Origin of the sequence: Oceanicola granulosus HTCC2516 (assembly GCF_000153305.1) — a bacterium.
Taxonomy (GTDB): domain Bacteria; phylum Pseudomonadota; class Alphaproteobacteria; order Rhodobacterales; family Rhodobacteraceae; genus Oceanicola; species Oceanicola granulosus.
Map to the genome: position 1 here is coordinate 133,673 of NZ_CH724110.1, position 19,278 is coordinate 152,950.

Below are 19,278 nucleotides of genomic sequence, written 5' to 3' on the forward strand. Positions count from 1 at the left end.
CGCCGGTGTTGGTCGAGGCGTAGCTGTCGGCCCGGGCGGTCACGTCGCTGGTGACGAAGGCGTCGCCCGAGCTCGCCAGGGTGACCAGGGTCGCCGCGTCGCCGTGGGCGGTGATCACGGCGCTGGCGTTGATGTTGACGTCGGAATTGACGCTCAGCGTGGTCTGCGCCCGGGCGTCGCCGACCGCGATGACGCCGCCCCCGCTGTTGGCCGCGGTCGCGTAGGCGAAGCCGCGGATGTCGGCGGCGATCTCGACCCGGTCGCCCGAGACCTGCGCGCCGGACCCGACGGTGAGGCTGCCGTTGACGGTGATGTTGGTGAAGGCGTCGCCGGCGATGACCGAGATCACCCCGCCGCCGCCGCCCGAGGCCGAGGAGGTCGCCGCGCCGTCGCCCGAGGGCGCGCCGGCGAAGTTGGCGGCGCTGGTCAGCTCGAACTTGTGCTCGCCGCTGCCCGGCGCGATGTCGAGGATCACCCGGTGCTGGCCGCTGCCCTGGCTGGTGAGGTCGACGCCCTGCACCTCGAACCGGTGCGTGCCGCCGGTCAGCGCCAGCGGGTCGAGGTTGATCGCCGTCCCGCCGGCCGTGCCGGACAGCTGGAAGCTGCCGGAGCCTGCGTTGACGACGTAGTAGCGCGCGCCGTCGACGAGGTTCAGATCCTGCTCCTGGTAGGGCGAGATCGTGTGGAGATGGGTCTTCGCCGGGTCGCCCTTGTTGGGATTCAGGACGATGTCGGCCTCGTCGAAACCTGCCGAGGTCTGGCCCCGGTCGATCGTCACGCTGGTATCGGTGCCGTCGAACACCGCGTTGCGGGTGTTGAGGGTCAGCGTGCTGCCGCTGACCGAACTGATGTAATACCAGGTCTGGGTGGTGTTCGTGGTGCTGGTGATCTGGATCCACTGATTGGCGGCGAAGCCATCCTGCGCCCAGCTTCGCCCGTCGTTGCGGGTGATCCGGTCGTTCGGGCCGACCGGATTGTTGTTAATGTCCTCGTCCGCCTGGTCGAAGGTGATCGAAGTATCGAGGATGGTCGCCTTGATCGCGCCGGACGCCCAATTGAGGTAGAGATCGCTGCCGGACTGGCCGGTGACGGTGTAGGTTCCGTTCGAGCCGCTACCGCCGCTGATGATCACCTGTTCGGCCCAGGGGTCCAGGCCGAAGCCGTTTGCCGCCCAGTTGCCGCCATCCAGCCGCCGCGCTGTGACATTGCTGCCATCGCGGATGAAGTCGACGGCTACATTGCCGATGACGTCGTTGCGCTTGAGCTTGATCGTCGAACTGTTGGCCTCCGCGACGCGGTAGACCCGGCCATCGTTGAGGTTGCCGATCGGGGTGCCGACACCGCCCGTCGGGGTCCGCACGTCGTAGACCACGTGATCGCCGACCGAGAGCCCGTGCCCGGCGCCGACGAAGATGTTGTCGGCCGCGCTGTCGCCGGTCGGCTCCTCGTTGGCGTTCTCGACGAGTTCGCCGCCCGAGATTTCCACGTCGGTGAAGGTCGAGGGGAAGGTGAACTTCTGGCCCTCGTTGGTGTAGGTGACGAGGTCGCCGTTCTCGAAATCGTGGCCGACGGTGACCGTGCTGCCGCTGACCGAGCCGGCGGAGACGACGAAGTTCTCGGTGCCCTGGTTCGGGTCCTTCAGCTTGATCGTCGTGTCGTCGATCAGGAAGACCGTGTAGACCTTGCCGTTCACCAGACCGCCGATCGGCGTGCCGGTGGAGTAGTAGGTGACGCTCTGCCCGTGCTGGAGGTTGTGCGCCACCGGGAAGGTGATCGTGTCCTCGCCCGTGTCGGCGGCGGTCAGCGAACCGGTGTCCTGCGTCGCCGCCCCGATCTGCAGGGTCGTCGCCGAGGGCACGAAGACCGTGTAGCTCGCGCCGTCCGTCAGGCTGTGGATCGGGGTGTTGCCCTGCGCGTCGTAGGTGACGGTGTTGTTGGTCACCAGCCCGTGCGGCAGCGTCAGGTCGATGGTGTCGCCGCTGACGTCGTTGGCCGCGTCGAAGGTGCCGTCCGACACGTCGCCGTCGGGCACGTTGTGATCGGCCTCGATCCGGATGGTGCCGGTCTCGGACCGGATCTCGGTGTGGGCGCCGACGGTGGTGCTCACCGAGGTGGTGCCGTTCGCCTTGGCATCGAAGTTGTCGATGTTCAGCACGCCGCCGGTCGAGGACTTGGTGCTGGCGTCGCTGTCGGTGAAGCCGTTGGCCCGCACGCTGATGTCGCCCGAGGTCACGATCACCCGGTTGCTGCCGCCCAGCGTCGCCGAGGTCGCGCCGGTGACGTTGGAGGTCGCCGTCGAGGACGAGACGGTGATCGCGCCGCCGGTGATCGAGTTCACCCGGCCCACCGCGGCCTCGGCGCCGCGCGCCTGCACCGAGATCGAGGCCGCGCCGACCTTGTTCTCGGTGCCGTCGACCACCCGCACGTCGCCGACCAGCTCGGCGCGGGTCTGGCCGCCCGAGGTGGCCGTCGGATTCGCGCCGGAAACGGAGATCGCGCCGCCGGTGACCGACTTGGTCTCCGCCGTCGCCTTGTTGTCGGCCTCGGCCAGCACCACGATGGCGAGGCTCGGCGCGGCGATGTCGGAATTGCTGCCGATCCGGGCGACGGTTTCGGCGCTGGTCGAGATCGTCGCCTCGGCGTCGGCGTTGTTGGCCCCGACCACGCCGCCGGAGACGGCGTCCGACGTCGCGACCGCGTCGTTCTGGCCCTGCGCCTCGACCCGCAGCGACTGGCCCTTGGTGACGTCGAGCTCGATGTCGGCCTTGGTGTCGCCGGCGCTGACCGCCCGCGGCTTGGCAAAGCCGATGGCGACCACGCCGCCGGTCTTGGTGTCGGAATAGGCCTTTGCGTCGTTGTCGCTCTCGGCCTTGAACAGGATCGCCCCGCGCGAGCTCGCGCTCGACCCGGTGGCCGCCGTCGCCGCGACGATCGCGGCGGTGCCGATGGTGGCGCTGGCGCCGGCCTCGGCGAAGGAGACGAACCCGCCGCCGGCGGTCTCGGTGTCGGCGGTCGCGTAATTGCGGCCGTCGGCGGTGACGCTGATGTCGCCGCTGTCCTCGACATCGCCGTCCATCCGCGCCTCGACCCCGCCGTCGATGTCGGCGTGGGTGTTCACCACCGAGGCCGCGGCGAGCGAGCCGCTGACGCTGTCCACGTCGGCGTCCGCGCGGTTCAGGTCGCCGACCAGCTTGGCGTCGACGTTGACGACATCCGCCGCGACCTGCGCGCTCGCGCCGATCTCGGCGATGACGTCGGCGGTGGCGGTAATCGTCGCGCTGGCGGTCGCGCCGCTGCCGCTGCCCAGGATGCTGACGCCGACGATGTCGATGTCGGCCACGGCGTGGTTCTCGCCCTCCGCGAGCACGTTCAGCTCCGCGGCATCGGTGTCCCCGTCGGTCAGGTCGCCGTCCATCTCGGCGTGCACCTTGCCGCCGATGACGGCGTCGGCGTCCATCAGCAGCACGTTGATGCCGCCCGACACGCTGGTGCCGTCGGTGTTGGCGGTGGCGGAGTTGTCTCCGACCGCCTTCACGTCGATGATCCGGCCCGGCATCGTCAGCGTGGCGGCGGAGCCGATCCGGGCGGTGACGTTGGCGCCGGCGCCGGCGCCGGAATCGCCAAGGATCTCCGCGTAGGCCGCGCCGCCGGCCCCGGTGAAGCCGAGCGCGATGGTGATGGCGTCGGAATCGGCGTCGGCGATGTTGGTGCCGTCGGCGATGACGTCGAGCCCGGTCGCCTGGGTCACGTCGCCGTTCATCTCGGCCAGCACCGCGCCGCCCACGATGGCCTGCAGCGAGGTGCCGGAGATCGCCCCGATCCCGGCGCCGGAGCCGACGTCGCTGGTGGCGTGCGCCTTGTTGTAGCCGTCGGCATCGACGAGGATCGCGCCGGTGCTGGCGAGGCTCGCGAGGCTGCCGACCCGCGCCGTCACGTCGGCCGAGCGGGTGACCTGCGCCGCCGAGCCGGTGCCCGCGCCGCCGATGCCGCCGCCGATCCCGAGGGCGAAGGTGGTCGTGGTCGCCTCGTTGCGGCCGTTGGCCTTCACCGTGACGGATCCCGACTCCAGCACGTCGCCGTCCATCTGCGCCTTCACCGACCCCGAGACCTTGGCCTCGGACAGGAACACCGACGCCGAGGCCAGGACGCCGCCGGAGCCGCCCTTGGTGTTGGCCGTGGCCGTGTTGCCGAGGCGCGCGGTGCCGTCGTAGTTGGTCGCATCCATCGTCACCGCGCCCGTAGTGCGGATCTGGGCGGTGCTGCCGACCGTCGCCTCGACGTTCGCGCTCGAGGTCACTCGCGCGTCCGACTGGGCGCCGTTGCCGCCGGCGAGCGAGACGTTGACGACCGTCACCTCGGTCAGCGCCGTGTTCTCGCCGCGCGCCAGCACGTCGAGGCTCGACGCCACGTAGCCGTCCAGCATCTGGCCGTCGAACCCGGCCTTCACCGCGCCGCCCACCCGCGACTCGGGCAGCATGACCGAGATCGAGATCCCGCCGCCGCCGCCGCCGTTCGCGACGGCCTTGGCGTAGTTGTGGCCGTAGGCTTCGACGTCGATCGGGGCGCCCTGCACCTCGAACTCGGCGGTGGAGCCCACCTCGGCCACAACGTCGGCGCCGGTATCGATCAGTGCCGTCGCGTCCGCGCCGGAGCCGGAGGCGATCCCGACGCTGATCGCCAGGGCCGTTGCCACGGAGCGGTTGTCGCCCTCTGCGATGACGTCGACGTGGCTCGCGCCGGCGACGTCGCCGTCGAGCTCGGCCCGGACCTCGCCGCCGATGCGCGCCTCCAGCTTGGCCCCGCTGACCCCGACGATGCCGCCCGATCCGACGTCGCTGTCGACCACGGCATCGTTGTCGCCGATGGCGTGGACCTTCATCAGCCCGTTGGTCTGCAGGTCGGCGGTGTGGCCCACCAGCGCCTGCACGTCCGCGGCGGAGGTGATGGTCGCCACCGAGCCGGTGCCGACGCCGGCGAGGCTGCCGATCGCGACCGCGAGGCTGTCGGCCTCGGCGTAGTTCTTGCCCTGCGCCCAGACGCCGATGCTGCCCGATTGCAGCACGTCGCCGTCGAGGTCGGCCTTCACGCCACCCGCCACCTTGGCCTCGGAGAGGAACACCGATGCGGTCGCCAGAATGCCGCCGGAGCCGCCCTTGGTTACGGCCGTGGCCGTGTTGCCGAGGCGGGCGGTGCCGTCGTAGTTGGTCGCATCCACCCTCACCGCGCCGGTGGTGCGGATCTTCGCCGCGGCGCCGACGGTGGCGTCCACGTCCGCCGCCGAGGTCACCTCGGCCTTCGACTGCGCCCCGTTGCCGCCGGCGAGCGAGATGTCGACGACGGTCACCGTCGTCTCGGCGGTGTTCTCGCCGCGCGCCAGGACGTCGAGGCTGGAGGCCACGAAGCCGTCCTGCATCTGTCCGTCGAACGCGGCCCGCACGGCGCCCCCGACCTTGGCGTCGGGCAGCATGACCGAGATCGAGAGCGTGCCGCCGCCGCCGCCGTTCGCCGCCGCCTTGGCGTAGTTGTCGCCGAAGGCCATCACGTCGACGGCCGCCCCCGAGACAGAGAGCTGCGAGGTCGAGCCGACGCGGGCGGTGACGTCGGCGCCGGTCTGGACCTCCGCCTCGGCGTCCGCGCCGCGCCCGGCCCCGAGGCCGACGGAGATCGCCAGCGCGTCGGCGCGGGCGTCGTTGTTGCCGCGGGCCGTCACCTGCACCGCGCTCGCCCCGGCCACGTCGCCGTCGAGCTCGGCCAGGACCGCGCCGCCGATGCGGGCGGCCAGTGAGGAGCCCGAGATCCCGGCGATCCCGCCCGAGCCGCTGTCGCTGTCGGCGCGCGCGTCGTTCTCGCCGTCGGCCTCGACCGTCAGCGCCCCGCTCGTGGTCAGATCGCCGGTGGAGAGCACCTTGGCCTCGACGTCGGCGGCGCCGGTGATCGTGGCGGTGGTGCGGGTGCCGGTCGCGCCGAAGCCGCCGCCGATCGCGACGGCGAGCGTGTCGGCGTCGGCGTTGTTGCGGCCCGTGGCCGTGACGCCGATGCTGCTGGAGGAGGTCACCGTGCCGTTGAGCTGCGCCAGCACGCCGCCGGCGATCTCCGCGTCGGCGAAGAACACGGCCGCGCCGCCGAGGATGCCGCCGGTGCCGCCCGAGGCGTTGGCCTTGGCGTGGTTCTTCACCGAGCCGTCGCTGTGGCGGGCGTCGACGGTGATCGCGCCGCCGGACAGGCTGACGCCGCTCTCGACGGTCGCCTCGATGTCCGCCGTGTCGAGAATCCGCGCCGTCGCGTTGGCGCCGGCGCCGCCGAACCCGGCGATCGAAACGCTGGCGACGATAGCGTCGGCGCGGGCGTCGTTGAAGCCGTCGGAGGTGATGCTGATCGCGCCGCTCGCGGTGAGGGTCGCGTTGCCCCCTGCCCCGGCCATGACCCGGCCGCCGATCTCGGCGGTCGGCAGCGCCGCGCCCACCGAGATGCCGACGAGGCCGAAGGTCGCGCCGGTCGTGTCGGCATCGGCGGTGCGGCTGGCGGTGGCGTCGACGGTGATCGTGCCGTCGCCGCTGCCGCCGGTGGTGGCGGTGACGGCGGTGGCGGTGCCGCGCACCGCGTCGCCCGGCCGCGTGCCGACGAAGGCCTCGGTCCGGCTGTCGATGGTCGCGCCGGCGATGCTGACGTCGATCGCGCTGGCGAGCCCGACGGCGATGCTGACGTTGCGCGCCGTCGCCGTCTCCGTGGCGGTGGCGAGCACGTCCACCTCCGCCGCGGTGACGGTCGCGCTTTCGCCCACGTAGGCGAGGGTCCGGCCGGCGACGGTGGTGTCCGTCAGCGTCAGGCCGAGCGTGATCCCGCCCGAGGCGCCGATGCTGACCGGCGTGGCCGTCGCGTTCAGCGTCGCGGTGCCCTGCACCAGCAGCTTGCCGCCCGTCAGCGTCACCGTCGTCGGCCCGCCCGCCGGGGCGGGATCGGCCAGGGTGACGCCCGCGTCGGGATCGAAGCCGAAGTTCGGCTTGCCGCTGCGGACCAGCGTGTGGCCGCCGCTGCCCTGGCTGCGCAGGAACACGTCGCGCTGGTAGACCGCGTCGCCCGACTCGCTGTCGTACTCGAACTCCGCCAGCCGGATCGTGCCGTCGCCATCGTTGATGACGTAGTATTCCTGCCCGCTCTCGAGCCCCTCGATGGCGTCGCCGCCGGCAAAGTAGGTGACGATCTCGCCGGTGACGAAATCGGTGCTGCCCACGTAGATCGAGTTGCTCGCGGTCTCGACCACGTCGCGCAGTGTCAGGGCGCGGTCGCCGACATAGGCCTCGGTGGTGCGGTCCACCGCGCCGTTCATCACCGCGGCCGACCCGGCCAGCGCGAGCCCGATGGCCACGCTGGTCCCGTCCGGGACCGCGTCGGCGAGGGAGTCGGCGGTCACCTTCAGATCGGTGGCCTGCACGTTGGTGGCGCCGTCGGCCCAGGCCAGCGTCGCGCCGCCCACCGAGGCGTCGGCGACGATGACCGACACCGCCGCCGCGCTCGCGGCGACGCCGATGGAGGTGGCCACCGCGTCGTGATCGCTGTCGGCGTCGATCGTCACCTCGTCGCCGAGCGCGGTGAGGGTGGCGCTGCGCGCGTGCGCCTCGACCGTGCTGTCGAGGTTGGACCGGCTTACCGCGCCCGCGCCGGCGCCGCCGATGGAGATCGAGATCGCCGCGACCGACGCCCGGGCGAAGCTGTCGGTCTGGGTCGAGCGGGCGATGATCGCGATGTCGCCGGAGCCCGTCGCGGTCGCGGCGCTGTCGCTGATCGTGGCGCGGACGGCGTTGCGGATGTCGTTCTGCGCGTTGCCCACCCCGACCGCGAGGCCGGCCAGGCCGCCGCTGATGGAGACCGTCACCAGGTCGGCCACCGCCTTCGACGTGTCGATCGCCTGCACCGTGAGGTCTCCGGCGGCCTCGAGGACGCTGTCGGCGCCGACCTTCGCCTCGACCGTCGAGCGCGAGGTGTTGCGCGCCTCCGCGCCGGCGCCGGCCGCCGCGCCGCCGATGGCGGCGGTGATCGCGACCGCGACGGCGTCGGGCTTGGTGGTGAGCGTGGTGTCGGTGTTGGCGTCCACGAGCAGCGCGCCGCCCTCGGCCTCGACCGTGGAATTGTCCACCTCGGCCCGCACCGTGCTGGTGCTGTCGTTGGTGGCGACGGCCGCCGAGATGGCGAGCGAGACCCCCGCGATGCCCCCCGACAGGGCGAAGGAGGCCGCGACGGCGTCGGCGTCGACGGTGAGGTTTTCGGTCGCGTCGACGGTGACGGTCGTGCCCGCCGTGACGGACTGGCCGTCGGCCGCGTCGGCGTCGGTGATCGCCGCCTCGGTGAGGCTGGTGATGGTGTTGGAGGTGACCGCCGCGCCGACCGCGCCGGCCAGCGAGAAGCCGCCCGAGATCGCGATCGAGACCGCGGCGCCGATGCCGTCGACCTCGATGTCGGCGGTCGTGGTCGCCCGCACCAGCACCGAGCCCTCGGCGTCGACCTTGCTGTCGTCGATCTTCGCCCGCACCGTGCCGCTGTGGATGTTGTCGGCGAATGCGAGCGCCAGGCCGATCGAGATCGCCGCGGTGCTGCTGCCCGCGATCGACACCGTCGCCGCGACCGCGAGCGTGTCCACGATGGTCGTGTCGCTGGCGATCATGCTCAGGCTGCCCGGCAGCGTCACCACGCTGCCGGACTCCACCAGCGCCTCCGCCACGGTCGCGCTGCGGGTCTCGGCCACCGCGGCGGTGACCGCCACGTCGACGGCCACGGCGCCCGAAATGGCGACCGACAGCGCCACCGCGACGGCCGTGGTGTCCACGTCGCCGTCCGCCGTGGCGCTCAGGTTCAGCGGCGACGCGCCGGTCAGGGTGATGCCGGAGTCGTGGATCTTCGCCCGGACCTGCGAGCCGTATTCCGACTTGGCCACCGCGGCGGCACCGCTCAGGGTCACCGACGCCGAGCCGCTGGCGGCGACGTTCACCACCGCCGCGACGGCGGTGGTGCGGATGTCCGCCCGGTCGAGCGCGGTCACGCTCGCGGCGACGGCCGACACCGTGCTGTCTGCGATTTCCGCGGTGATGCTGTTGGAGAGCACCGCGTTGGCCGAGCCGCCCGCGCCGGCGCCGCCGACGGCGAAGGTGCCGCCGACAGAGACCGACACCGAGGCCGAGACCGACGTGGTGGTGACCGAGAGCCGGTCGCTCCCCTCGACGCTGCGCGCCCGCACCGTGACGGTGCCCGCGCCGGTGACCGACGAGCCGGTGCCGACCTTGGCCGTGACCGCGCTAGTCACCGCCACGTCGACGAGGCCGACCGAGATGGCGACGCTGATCCCACCGGTGCTGCCGGCGCCGACGGAGATCGAGGCCGAGACGACGGTCGAGGTGATCGCGTTGGTGCCGTAGGCGTCCAGCGTGACGTTGCCGGGCGTGGTGAGGGTCGAGTCGAGGATGCTGGCCTCGGTGGTGCCGCCGACATCGACGTCGGCGCTGACCACCGCCGCCGAGATCGCGGCACCGGCGGTGCTGCCGACCCCGATGCTGATCGAGGCCGCGACCGCGACGGTGTCGATGTCGCTGTCGCTGCGCGCCACCACGGTGACGCCGGAGGGATCGGTCACGGTGGCGCCGTTCAGCCCGGCGAGGACGGCCGTGTTCACCTCCACCACGGGCCGCGTGGCCGAGACGGCGATCGAGACGCCCGCGGTCGAGCCGACGGCGGCGCTGATCGAGGCGGAGACGCCGACGGTGTCGACATCCGCCCGGTCGGTCGCGGTGACCGAGAGCGCGCCCACGCTGTTCAGCGTCGCGGCGCCGACCAGCGCCGCCACCGCGTTGCCCAGCGTGTTGCCGACCTCGACGCCCGAGCCGGTCGCGCCGATGTTGACCGAGCCGCCCGCCGACACCGACACGCTCGCGGCGACGGCGACGGCGGTGATGTCCGTGCTGTTCGTCGCCGAAACGGTGACGCCGCCGGAGCCGTTCACCACCACGTCGCCGTCGACCCTGGCGGAGAGGTCGGTGTTGACCTCGTTGTCGACCAGCGTCACCGAGATCGCCGCGGCGATGCCGACGCCGGACCCGGACCCGACGCTCAGCGAGAACGACGCGGCGACGCCCACCGCGTCCACGTCGGAGCTGTCGCTGGCGAGCACCGCGAGGCTGCCGGCATTGACAACGCCGCCGGACACCTGCGCCGCCACCGTGTTGTCGAGCACGTTGTCGACGTCGGCCCCGGCCCCGGCGCCGCCGATGTTGACGGTCCCGCCGCCCGCCGCGGCGACGCTCGCCGCGACGCCGACCGCCGTCACCTGTCCCGTCGCCGTCGCGCCGACGGCAAGGCTGCTGCCGCTCACCGTCGAGCCGGTGACCAGCGCCCTGGTGACGCCCGTGCTGCGGTTCTCCGCCTCGGTCACCGCCACCGACAGCCCCACGGCGGCGCTCCCGGAGCCCGCCGCGACGCTGACCGACGCGGCGACCACCACGGCGCTCAGCTTCGGCGCGGTCCGCTCGGTCGCGGCGAACAGGTCGATGACCTGCGTCCCCTTGGTGAGCGTGTGCCCGCCGGCGAGACCGGCGCTGGTGAGGTCGACGGCGCTGCCGCCGCTGCTCAGCGCCAGCTGGATCCGGCCGTCCCCGGCCGCGAGCACGTGGTAGGTCTGCCCGTCCACCAGCCCGCCGATCACCGGGAAGCCCGCCTCGACCGCGTAGACCACCGTGTCGCCGGCCACGAGCCCGGCCGCGTCGCCGACGTAGATCGTGTCGTCGGCGATCCGCACCACCTCGATCTCGCGGCCCTGCCCGCCGGGATCGCCGATGCGCACCTTGCTGCCGGCGACTTCCTCCGACCCGTTCCAGAGCGCGAGCGTCTGCTGCCCGCCGGCGGAGTTGGTGGTGAGGTCGATCGCCGGGCCGCCCGCGGTGTGGGCGAGCCGGATCTTGCCGTCGTCGGCGGCGAGCACGTAGTAGACGTCGGCGATGTCGTCGCCGTTGCCGTCGAACGTGTCGCTCAGCCCGCCGATGTCGCTGCCGCCCTCGGCGGAATAGAGCACCTGGCTGCCGGCCGTGAAGCCGGCGGCGTCGCCGACGTAGATCGTGTCGGCGGCCGCGTCGACGATGTCCTCGCGGACCCGCGTGGCGCGGAAGGTGCCGCTGCCGTCGCTCTCGGCGGCGTCGACCGTCACGGTGCCGCCCGCCGAGATGACGGACTCGTCCACCACCGCCCGCGCGATGCCGGTATAGTCGTTCTTCGCGCTCGCGCCCGCCGCGCCGATGCTGCCGGAGATCGTCGTCGACGCGCTGACGCTGACGCTCGCGGCGATCGACTTGACCGCGAGGCTGGCGCCCGAGAGCAGGTCGATGTCGACGAAGCCGCCGGCCACGATGTCGGCCCGCTCCACGCCCGCCGTCACCAGCGTGCCGACGGTGTTGCGCGCCACCGCGATGCTCGCCACGGCGCCGAAGGACAGCCCGCCGTTGCTGGCGGTGACGCTGATCGCCGCCGACACGTTGAGCGCGTCCACGGCGGTCGTGCTCTGCGCGGAGATGGTGACGTTGCCGGCCGTCACCTCGGCATCGGCGTCCTTCGTGCCGTCGCGCACCAGCGCCTCGACCACCCCGCCGACATCGTTGCTGGCATGGGCCACGAGCACCGACAGCCCCGCCGCCACCGACCCGCTCGAGCCCGAGATCGACAGCGCCGCCGCGATGCCGACGACGTCGATGGAGCCGCCGCCCGTCGCCGCCAGCGTCAGGTCGCCGCCGGACGTCAGGGTCGACGCGTCGATCAGCGCCGAGGTCTCGGTGGTGACGCTGTTGTCGGCGACCGAGAGCACCACGTTCAGGGTGACCGCCGCGCCCGAGCCGCTCGAGGCCGAGACGGTTGCCGAGGCCGCGACGACCTTGGCGTCGATGGCGGCGCTGTTGGTGGCGGTGATCGAGGTCGCGCCGGTGACATGGGCATAGGCGCCGTTGACGAGGCCCGCGTCGATGTCGTTGGCGATGCTGTTGAAGGCGAAGGCCCCGGTGCCCGCCCCGCTGAGGGTGAAGCCGCCGCTCACCGCCACGTCCACCGACGCCGCCACGGCGACGACGTCGATCGTCGCGGTCGAGCTGGCGCTGATCGTGAGGCTGCCCGCGCCCGCCTCGGCCGGCGTGCCGATGGTGGCGTCGTCGACCTCGGCGCGGGTGACGTTGGCGATCTCGTTGACTGCCACCGACGCCGTCACGCCGACCGCGACCGTCGGGTTGTTGCCGCTGGAGATTGTCGCGCTGATCGTGGCGCTGACGATGTCGGCGTCGATGGCGCTGTTGTCGAGCGCGGTGAGCGCCACCGCCCCCGGCACCGCCAGGTGCGCGCCCCCGTCGAGCACCGCCTCCACGTGCGTGGCCGACAGGTTGACCGCCACCGAGGCGTCGACGCTGACGTCGACGTTGGTGCCGCTCGACGAGTTCGACACCGACACTCCGGCCATGACCGAGACGGCGTCGATCGTCGCGTTCGACGTCGCCGACAGGCTCGCGCCGCCGCTGGTCGAGATCACCGTCGCGTTGCCGATCCGGGCGCGGGTGATGCTCGAGCCGGTGCCCTCGCCGACGGTGATGTCGGCCGGATCGCCGGCGGCCGGCGTGCCGCTGTCGTCGTCGCCGATCACGATGGTCTCGGTGCCGAGCCCGATCTTGTTGACCGCGACCGCCGCGCCGAGCGCGCCGGTGATCGACGTGCCGCTCGAGGCGTTCGACACGCTGAGCCGCGCCGCGATGGCGTTGGCGTCGATGTCCATGCCGTTCACCGCGGTCAGCGCCACCGGCCCGGCGAGGCTCAGGCTCGGCCCGGTCATGCCGGTGCCGACGATCTCGGCGATGGCGTCGCTGTCGATGTCGTTGAGCGCGATGGCCCCGGTCGCGTTGGCGTTGACGTTGGTGCCGCTCGACGAGCTGGTCACGCTGAGCGCCGCGCCGAAGGCGGTCGCGTCGATGCGCGCGGTGCTGCTGGCGGTCATCGTCAGCCCGCCCGCGCTCGCGGTGACGTCGGCGTCGACGATCTGCGCCGCGGTGCGCATCGCGATGTCGTTCTCGACGATGGACAGGCCCAGCCCGACCCCCACCGTCGAGCCGGAATCGCCCACGTTGACCGAAACGCTGCCCGAGCCGGCGAGCGCGCTGATCGTGCTGGTGTCGGTCGCGCTCATCGTCACGCCGCCGGTCGCGGTGACGGCGCTGTCGGTGACGACCGACCCGATTGTGCGCGAGGTGATGAGCGCCTCGGTCGCGCCGGTGATCGCGTTGCCCGAGCCCGACCCCGCGCCGGCGAGCGCCAGCGGCCCGCTCTTGTTGGCGAGCGCCGCCGAGACGGCGAAGGTCAGCGCGTCGATGCTGCCCGAGAAGCCCGCCGTCAGCCCGAGCGTCGCCGCGTCGACGGTCGCGCCGCGCACGGCCGCGCTGGTGTTCAGCGTGATCTCGTTCTCCGCCGCCGCCGCGCCGACCGCGATGGCGCCGAGGTCGCCGCCGTTGGAGGCGAAGGCCAGCGCGCCCGAGCCGGCGTCGGCGTCGATCCGGGCGGAATTGGTGGCGGTGAAGCCGACGGCGCCGGTGCTGGTCAGGCCGCCGCCGACCAGCTCCGCGCGGGTGTTCAGGGTCGCCAGATTGACCGACCCGGCCCCGGCGCCGGCGAAGGCGTCCGAGCCGTTGGTGCTCCCGGCGAGCGCGCCGGCGATGGTCAGGGTCTCGATCTCCGACTCGTTGCTGGCGGTGAAGCTCGCCGAGCCCGCACTCAGGGTGCTGTCGGTGGCGTCGGCGATGGTGTCGCTGTCGATCTCGTTGACGGCGATCGACGCACCGATGGCGGCCTTGCTCTCGCCGCTCGTCGAGCCCGCCGCGAAGGCCGCGCCGCCCGAGTCGGTGGTGATCGCCGAGCTGTCCGTCGCCGTCAGCGCCAGCGCGCCGGTGGTGTCGACCGTGCTGCCCGCGCCGATCCGCGCCAGCTGCTCCTGGTCGACCAGCGTGACGGCCACGCTGCCCGCGCCGGCGAAGCTGAAGTCGCTGCTGCCGCCGCTCGAGCCGCTCGACGAGGTCGACACGACCCCGGCGACGGCGATCGAGATCGTGTCGACCACCGTCTCGCCGAGCGCGTCGCCGTGAACGCCGCCGCCCGCCGCGTTCAGCACGTTGCCGCCCATCGCGCGGCCCCAGGTCTCCTGGTCGATCACGTTCACCGCGACCGAGCCGGTCACCCCGGCGTCGCCGTTGAGCGAGAAGCTCAGGCCGCCGGTGACGTTGTCGAGCTCGAGCCGGTCGGCGCCGCGCATCAGGATCGCCTGGTCGGCATGGGCACCGGTGTTGTCGGCGTTGATGTGGGCCCCCTGCCCGATCACGCCCTTGGTCTCGCCCTCGTGCACCACCACGACGACCGACGCGGCGAGGCCGACGTCGGTGTCGTTGCTGTTGCCGTTGGACTGGCCGTTGCTCTGCTGGCCGAGCGAGGCCGACGCCGCTATGGCGAGGCCGAAGATGTCGTCGCTGCTCGTCGCCGCGACGGCGACGCCGCGCACGTCCTGCGTGCCCTGGTCGCCGCTCGCGTCGATGATCCCGTCCTTGATCGTCACCGCGTCGCCGTTGCCGCGCCCGGTGACGAGCGCCCCGGCGCCGATCTCGGCCCGGGTGACGTCAATGTCGACCAGCACCCCGAGGGAGATGCCCACCGAGCTGTCCTGCAGCGACACGCCCGCCGTGCCGGCGTAGGAGTCGACGTCCGTCGTGCTGTCGGCGGTGACGACGACGCTGCCGTCGGCGTCGGCCAGCAGGGTGCCGAGCCCCATCGTGTCCGGCACGCCGAGACCGGCATGGGTGGTGGACAGGTTGACCAGCACGTTCGCCGCGCCCGCCCCCGAGGTGGTCTGGCCGACCCCGATGTTGATCGTGAGCTGGAACACGTCCTCGGCGCTCGTCGCCTGCACGAGGATGTCGCCGCCCGCGTCGAGCACCGTCTGGCCGGCCGCCGCTGCGGGCACCGAGACCAGCGCCTCGGTGGTCTTCTCGATCACGGTGACGTCGAGCCCGATGCCGATGCCGCCGCCCTTCTGCGAGAAGGCGAGCGAGCCGGCGAAGTTCACGATCTCCACCGCGTCGTCGGCGGTGACCGCGATGTCGCCGTCCGTCGCGGTGACCGACGCGCCGCCGCCGATCTCGGCCGTCGTCGTCGCGAGCACCACGTTGATGACGCCCGATCCGGCTCCCGCGTCGGTGCCGCTGTCCTGCCCGCCGCCGAGCCCGACCGACGCGCCGATGGCGATGCCGGTGGCCTCGATGCTGGTGATGACGTCGTCGACGATGTCGCCGACATACTCGATGTCGCCGAACAGCGGCACGTCGAGCTTCAGCGCCGCGACGCCGAAATCGGCGTCCACGCCCACGCTGCCCTTGGCCGCGACGGTGCTGTCGGCGCCGATGCTGGCCTCGGTGTCGGCGTCGATCACGTTGACGACCAGCGCCGCGCCCACCGAGGTGCCGCTGCCCTGGCTCGAGCCGCCGCCCTTGGCCTGCACGATGGAGCCGCCGCCGGCGGTGTTGCTCAGCCCACTCTGGGTGCGCGCGGTGACGTCGACGTCGCCGGTCTCGGCGGTGACGGTCGCGCCGTCGGCGATCGTCGCCTTCGTGGTGAAGTCGCCGACCACGATCCCCGCCGCCCCGGCGACGGCCACGGTCTTGCCCGAGCTGTTGGTCCCGCCGCTCTGCTTGGCGCCCGCGCCCGACAGCGCCAGCGCGCGCAGCTCGTTGACCTCGCCGTCGCTGGTCCCGGCCTCGACCGTGACCGAGCCCGCCGTGGTGTCGCCGTCGCCCAGCGTCGCCTCGGCCGTCGTCACCGCCACGACGACCGACACCGCCGCGCCGACCGCGGTGGTCGACCCGCTGGAGCTGCCGCCGCCGCCGCCGGAGCCGCTCGAGGACGAGCTGCCGCCCTTGACCAGCGCCAGGCCCGTCGCCTCGGTGCGCCCGTCGGCGTCGTTGAGCGCCTCGACGGTGAGCGCGCCGGTGGAGTCGATGGTGCGGCCGTTGGCGATGGTCGCGATGGCGGCGGTGTTGATCACCACCGCGCCGAGCGCCGCCGCGGCCTGGATCTGCGCGCCCTGCTGCTGGACGGATCCCTGCTGCGCCTGCCCGCCCTGCCCCGTCGGGTTCTGGGTGCGGTTGTTGGCGGTCTGGTTCTGCGTCGCAGCGCGCCCGCCCGGATTCGGATCCGACAGCGAATTGTCGGAGCGGGTGTCGACAAAGTCCTTCTCCTTCTGCGTCCGCTGGCTCGCGCCGGTCTGACTGGAGGAGGATTTCTGCTTCTCGCCCTCGGCGCTGCCGGTGACGAGCGTGACGGAGACGGTCGCGTTGGTGGCCCGGACGGTGACGTCGTTCGCCCGCTCCGCGCCGGTCGAGACGTCGCGGTCGAGCAGCGCGCCCGCGTCGTCCTCGGCCCAGCCGAGCGCCACCGCGGCGCCCACGCCGGTCTTGCCGCCCTTGGTGTCGGCGTCGGCCTCGGTCTGCATCGCCAGCGTCGTGTCGGCGGTGACCTCGAGGTCGCCCGCCACGCCGAGCGCGGCGGTCCCCGCCAGCACCTGCGCCGTCGTGGTGTTCTCCGACACCGCCAGCGCCACCGCGCCGCCGACATTGGTGGTGCCGCTCGCGCCGACCACGCCGGCCTGCGCCAGCGTCACCGCCCGGTGCCCGCCGTCGGCGTCGACCGCGAGGTCGCCCGCGCCGCTCACCGTCGCGTCGCCCACGATCTCGGCCGTCGCATCGTGGCCCGCGATGGTCAGCGCGAAGCCGATGCCGACGCCCGTCGACGTCCCCGTCGTCGCCCGCGCCGGCACCGAGGTGGTCAGCGTGTAGGTCTCGGCGTCCGCCCCGACCCGGCTCGCGCCGATGTCGGTGCCCGCGTCGTCGCCGTCGCGCACGGTGATGATCGCCCCGGTGTCGAACGCGCCGCGGGTCGTGCCGTCGGCGTAGTTGACGGAGATCGACCCCGACACCGCCGTCTCGCCGCCCGACGCGCCCGAGATGGTGCGCACCCCGTAGGCGTGGGTGGCGTTGACGAGGGTGCCGGTCCCGGCGCTCGACAGCTCCACGAGCTCGCCGCGCATCGCGTCCTCGTAGCTCGCCGCGAGGCCGAGCTTGCCGTCCCCGCCGAGGTTGACGAAGTAGGTCGTCCCGTCGGACAACCCGCCGATCGGGCTGCTGCCGGCGGAGTAGACGACCGCGTCGCCCGTCACGAGGCCCTGCCGGCTCTCGAGCGTGATCTCGAAGGACTCCCCGGCGAAGGTGATGTCTTCCTTGTTGGTCGCCGAGACGGCCGTGGAGCTGTCGTCGTCGCCCCGGATCAGCCGGTGCGCGGAGCCGGTGCCGCTGCTCGTCAGGTCGATGGCGCTGCCGCCGGCGGAGCTGGCGAGCTGGATCTTCCCGTCGTCGGCGAGGATCACGTGGTAGGTCGCTCCGTCCGACAGGCCGCCGATGGCGGTGCCGTCGGGATCGGCCTTGTAGACGACCTCCTCGTCCGCGACGAACGCCACCTCCGGCTCGCCCACCTCGATCGTGTCCTCGGCCGGGTCGACCTTGCTCGCGTCGCCCGCGCTGATGTCGATGCTGCGCGCCGCCATGCCGGCCGTCGCGCTGACGCCGTCGCCGGTGACGCTGGCGTTGCGGATCAGGCCGATGTTGTCCACGTCGGACACGTTGACCGCGACGCCCGCGCCGACGGTGAAGCCGTTGGTGCTGTTGACCGCCCGCCCGTCCGCGTCGGCCGCGCCGTCGGCGTTGGTCTCGCTCGCCACCGTCACCGCGCCCTGCGCGTCGATCATCGCGGTGCCGGTGCCCTCGCCCGCGATCATCGCCTGGCTGCTGGTGCTCGAGATGTTGAGCCCGATCGCCGCCGCGACCGTCGGCGCGCCCGAGTTCGAGCTCTGCGTCACGCCCTGCCCGTTGCGCGTCGACTGCGCGTTGGTGCCGCCGGCCTGGTTGGCGGTGTTCACCTGGCTCGTCGTCTGCTGCTGGGTCTGGTTGCCGCTGCCGCTGGTCTGCTTGTTGCCCTTCGCCGCCGCCTCGGCGGCCCCGCGCGAGGCGGTCATCGCCCGGCTCAGCACCGAGACGCCGCCGCCGGTGACGACGCTGCCGGCGATGGAGGCGAGCACCGTGTCCTCGGCGATGGCGAGGCCGAGCGACGCGCCGATGGCCGCCTTGGTGCCGTCGACGCTGCCCTCGGCGAGCGCCCGCGTGTCGGTCGTCAGCTCGGCGTGCACCGCCACGTCGCCGCCGCCATCGACGATGCTCGCGCCCGGATCGAGATCGGCGGTGACGCTGTTCTGGATCGCGGTGATCGCCGCGACCGGGGTGACGGCGCTGCCGCCGGTGTTGGCGTTGCTGCCGGTGGTGCCGCCCGACTGGGTGGTCGCCGCCGTCGCCGACGCGCCGCCGACCGCCTGCGCGAGGCCGTCGTGGCTGCCCGTCGCGGCGATGGTGACGTGGTCCGGGCGGAAGAGCAGCGACGTGTCGGCGAGCCGCGCCGTCGTGTCCATGTCGGTGGCGAGCACCGAGACCGACGCGCCGACGCCGAGCGCGTTGCCGCTCTGGCTGGTGTTGGTGCGGTTGTTGCCCTGGCCCGTGCGCTGCTGCTGGCCGGTGTTCTGCTGGCCCTGCTGCTGCTGGGGCTGGTTGAGCGCCGCCGTGCGGTCCTGCGCCGCGGCGGTGATCGCGTCGCTCTCCATCGTCGAGGTGGCGAGGATGTCGACCCCGCCGCCGCCGTTGACCGTCACCGACGACGCCCCGGCGATCAGCGCCTCGGTCGTCACCGCCGACAGGTTGAGCGCGAACGACCCGGCCACGCCGGTCCCCGCGCCGCTCGCGCCGGAGGTCGCGCCGGCCGAGAAGACGTGCGCCTCGTCGTCGCCCCGCACGGCCATGCCGGCCACGACCGACACGCTGCCCGCCTGGATCACCGCGTCCTGCACCAGCGCCCGCACCGTCCCGGTGCTCGCCGAGATCGCCACGCCCACGCCGACCGAGCCGCTGTCGCCGTTCGCCGCCTCGCCCGTCGCATTCGCGCCGCCGTCGAGGTTGCCGAGCGCCTTGACCGAGACCGCGCCTCCGCTGGCGCTGTGGTTGCCGCCGGCGAGGGTCGCGGTGACCGTCAGCTTCGAGATGTCCAGCGCCACCGCGGCGGCCACGGTGAGCGGGCCGTCCGAGGTCTGGGCCGTCGGCGCGGCGGTGCTGCTCGACCTGCGCGTCGTTCTGGGCATTG

Annotated in this window: 1 protein-coding gene (running past one end of the window); it reads right to left on the reverse strand. The window is 72.9% G+C overall.

The genetic code is table 11. The features are described 5' to 3' along the window. Positions 1 to 19,276 carry the 5' portion of a hypothetical protein gene (locus OG2516_RS17600; protein ID WP_007256989.1) on the reverse strand. It extends 14,585 nt beyond the left edge of the window, so 19,276 of the gene's 33,861 nt are visible here — the first part of the coding sequence; its start codon is at positions 19,274 to 19,276; its stop codon lies beyond the left edge, outside the window. Positions 19,277 to 19,278 lie beyond the last annotated feature (2 nt).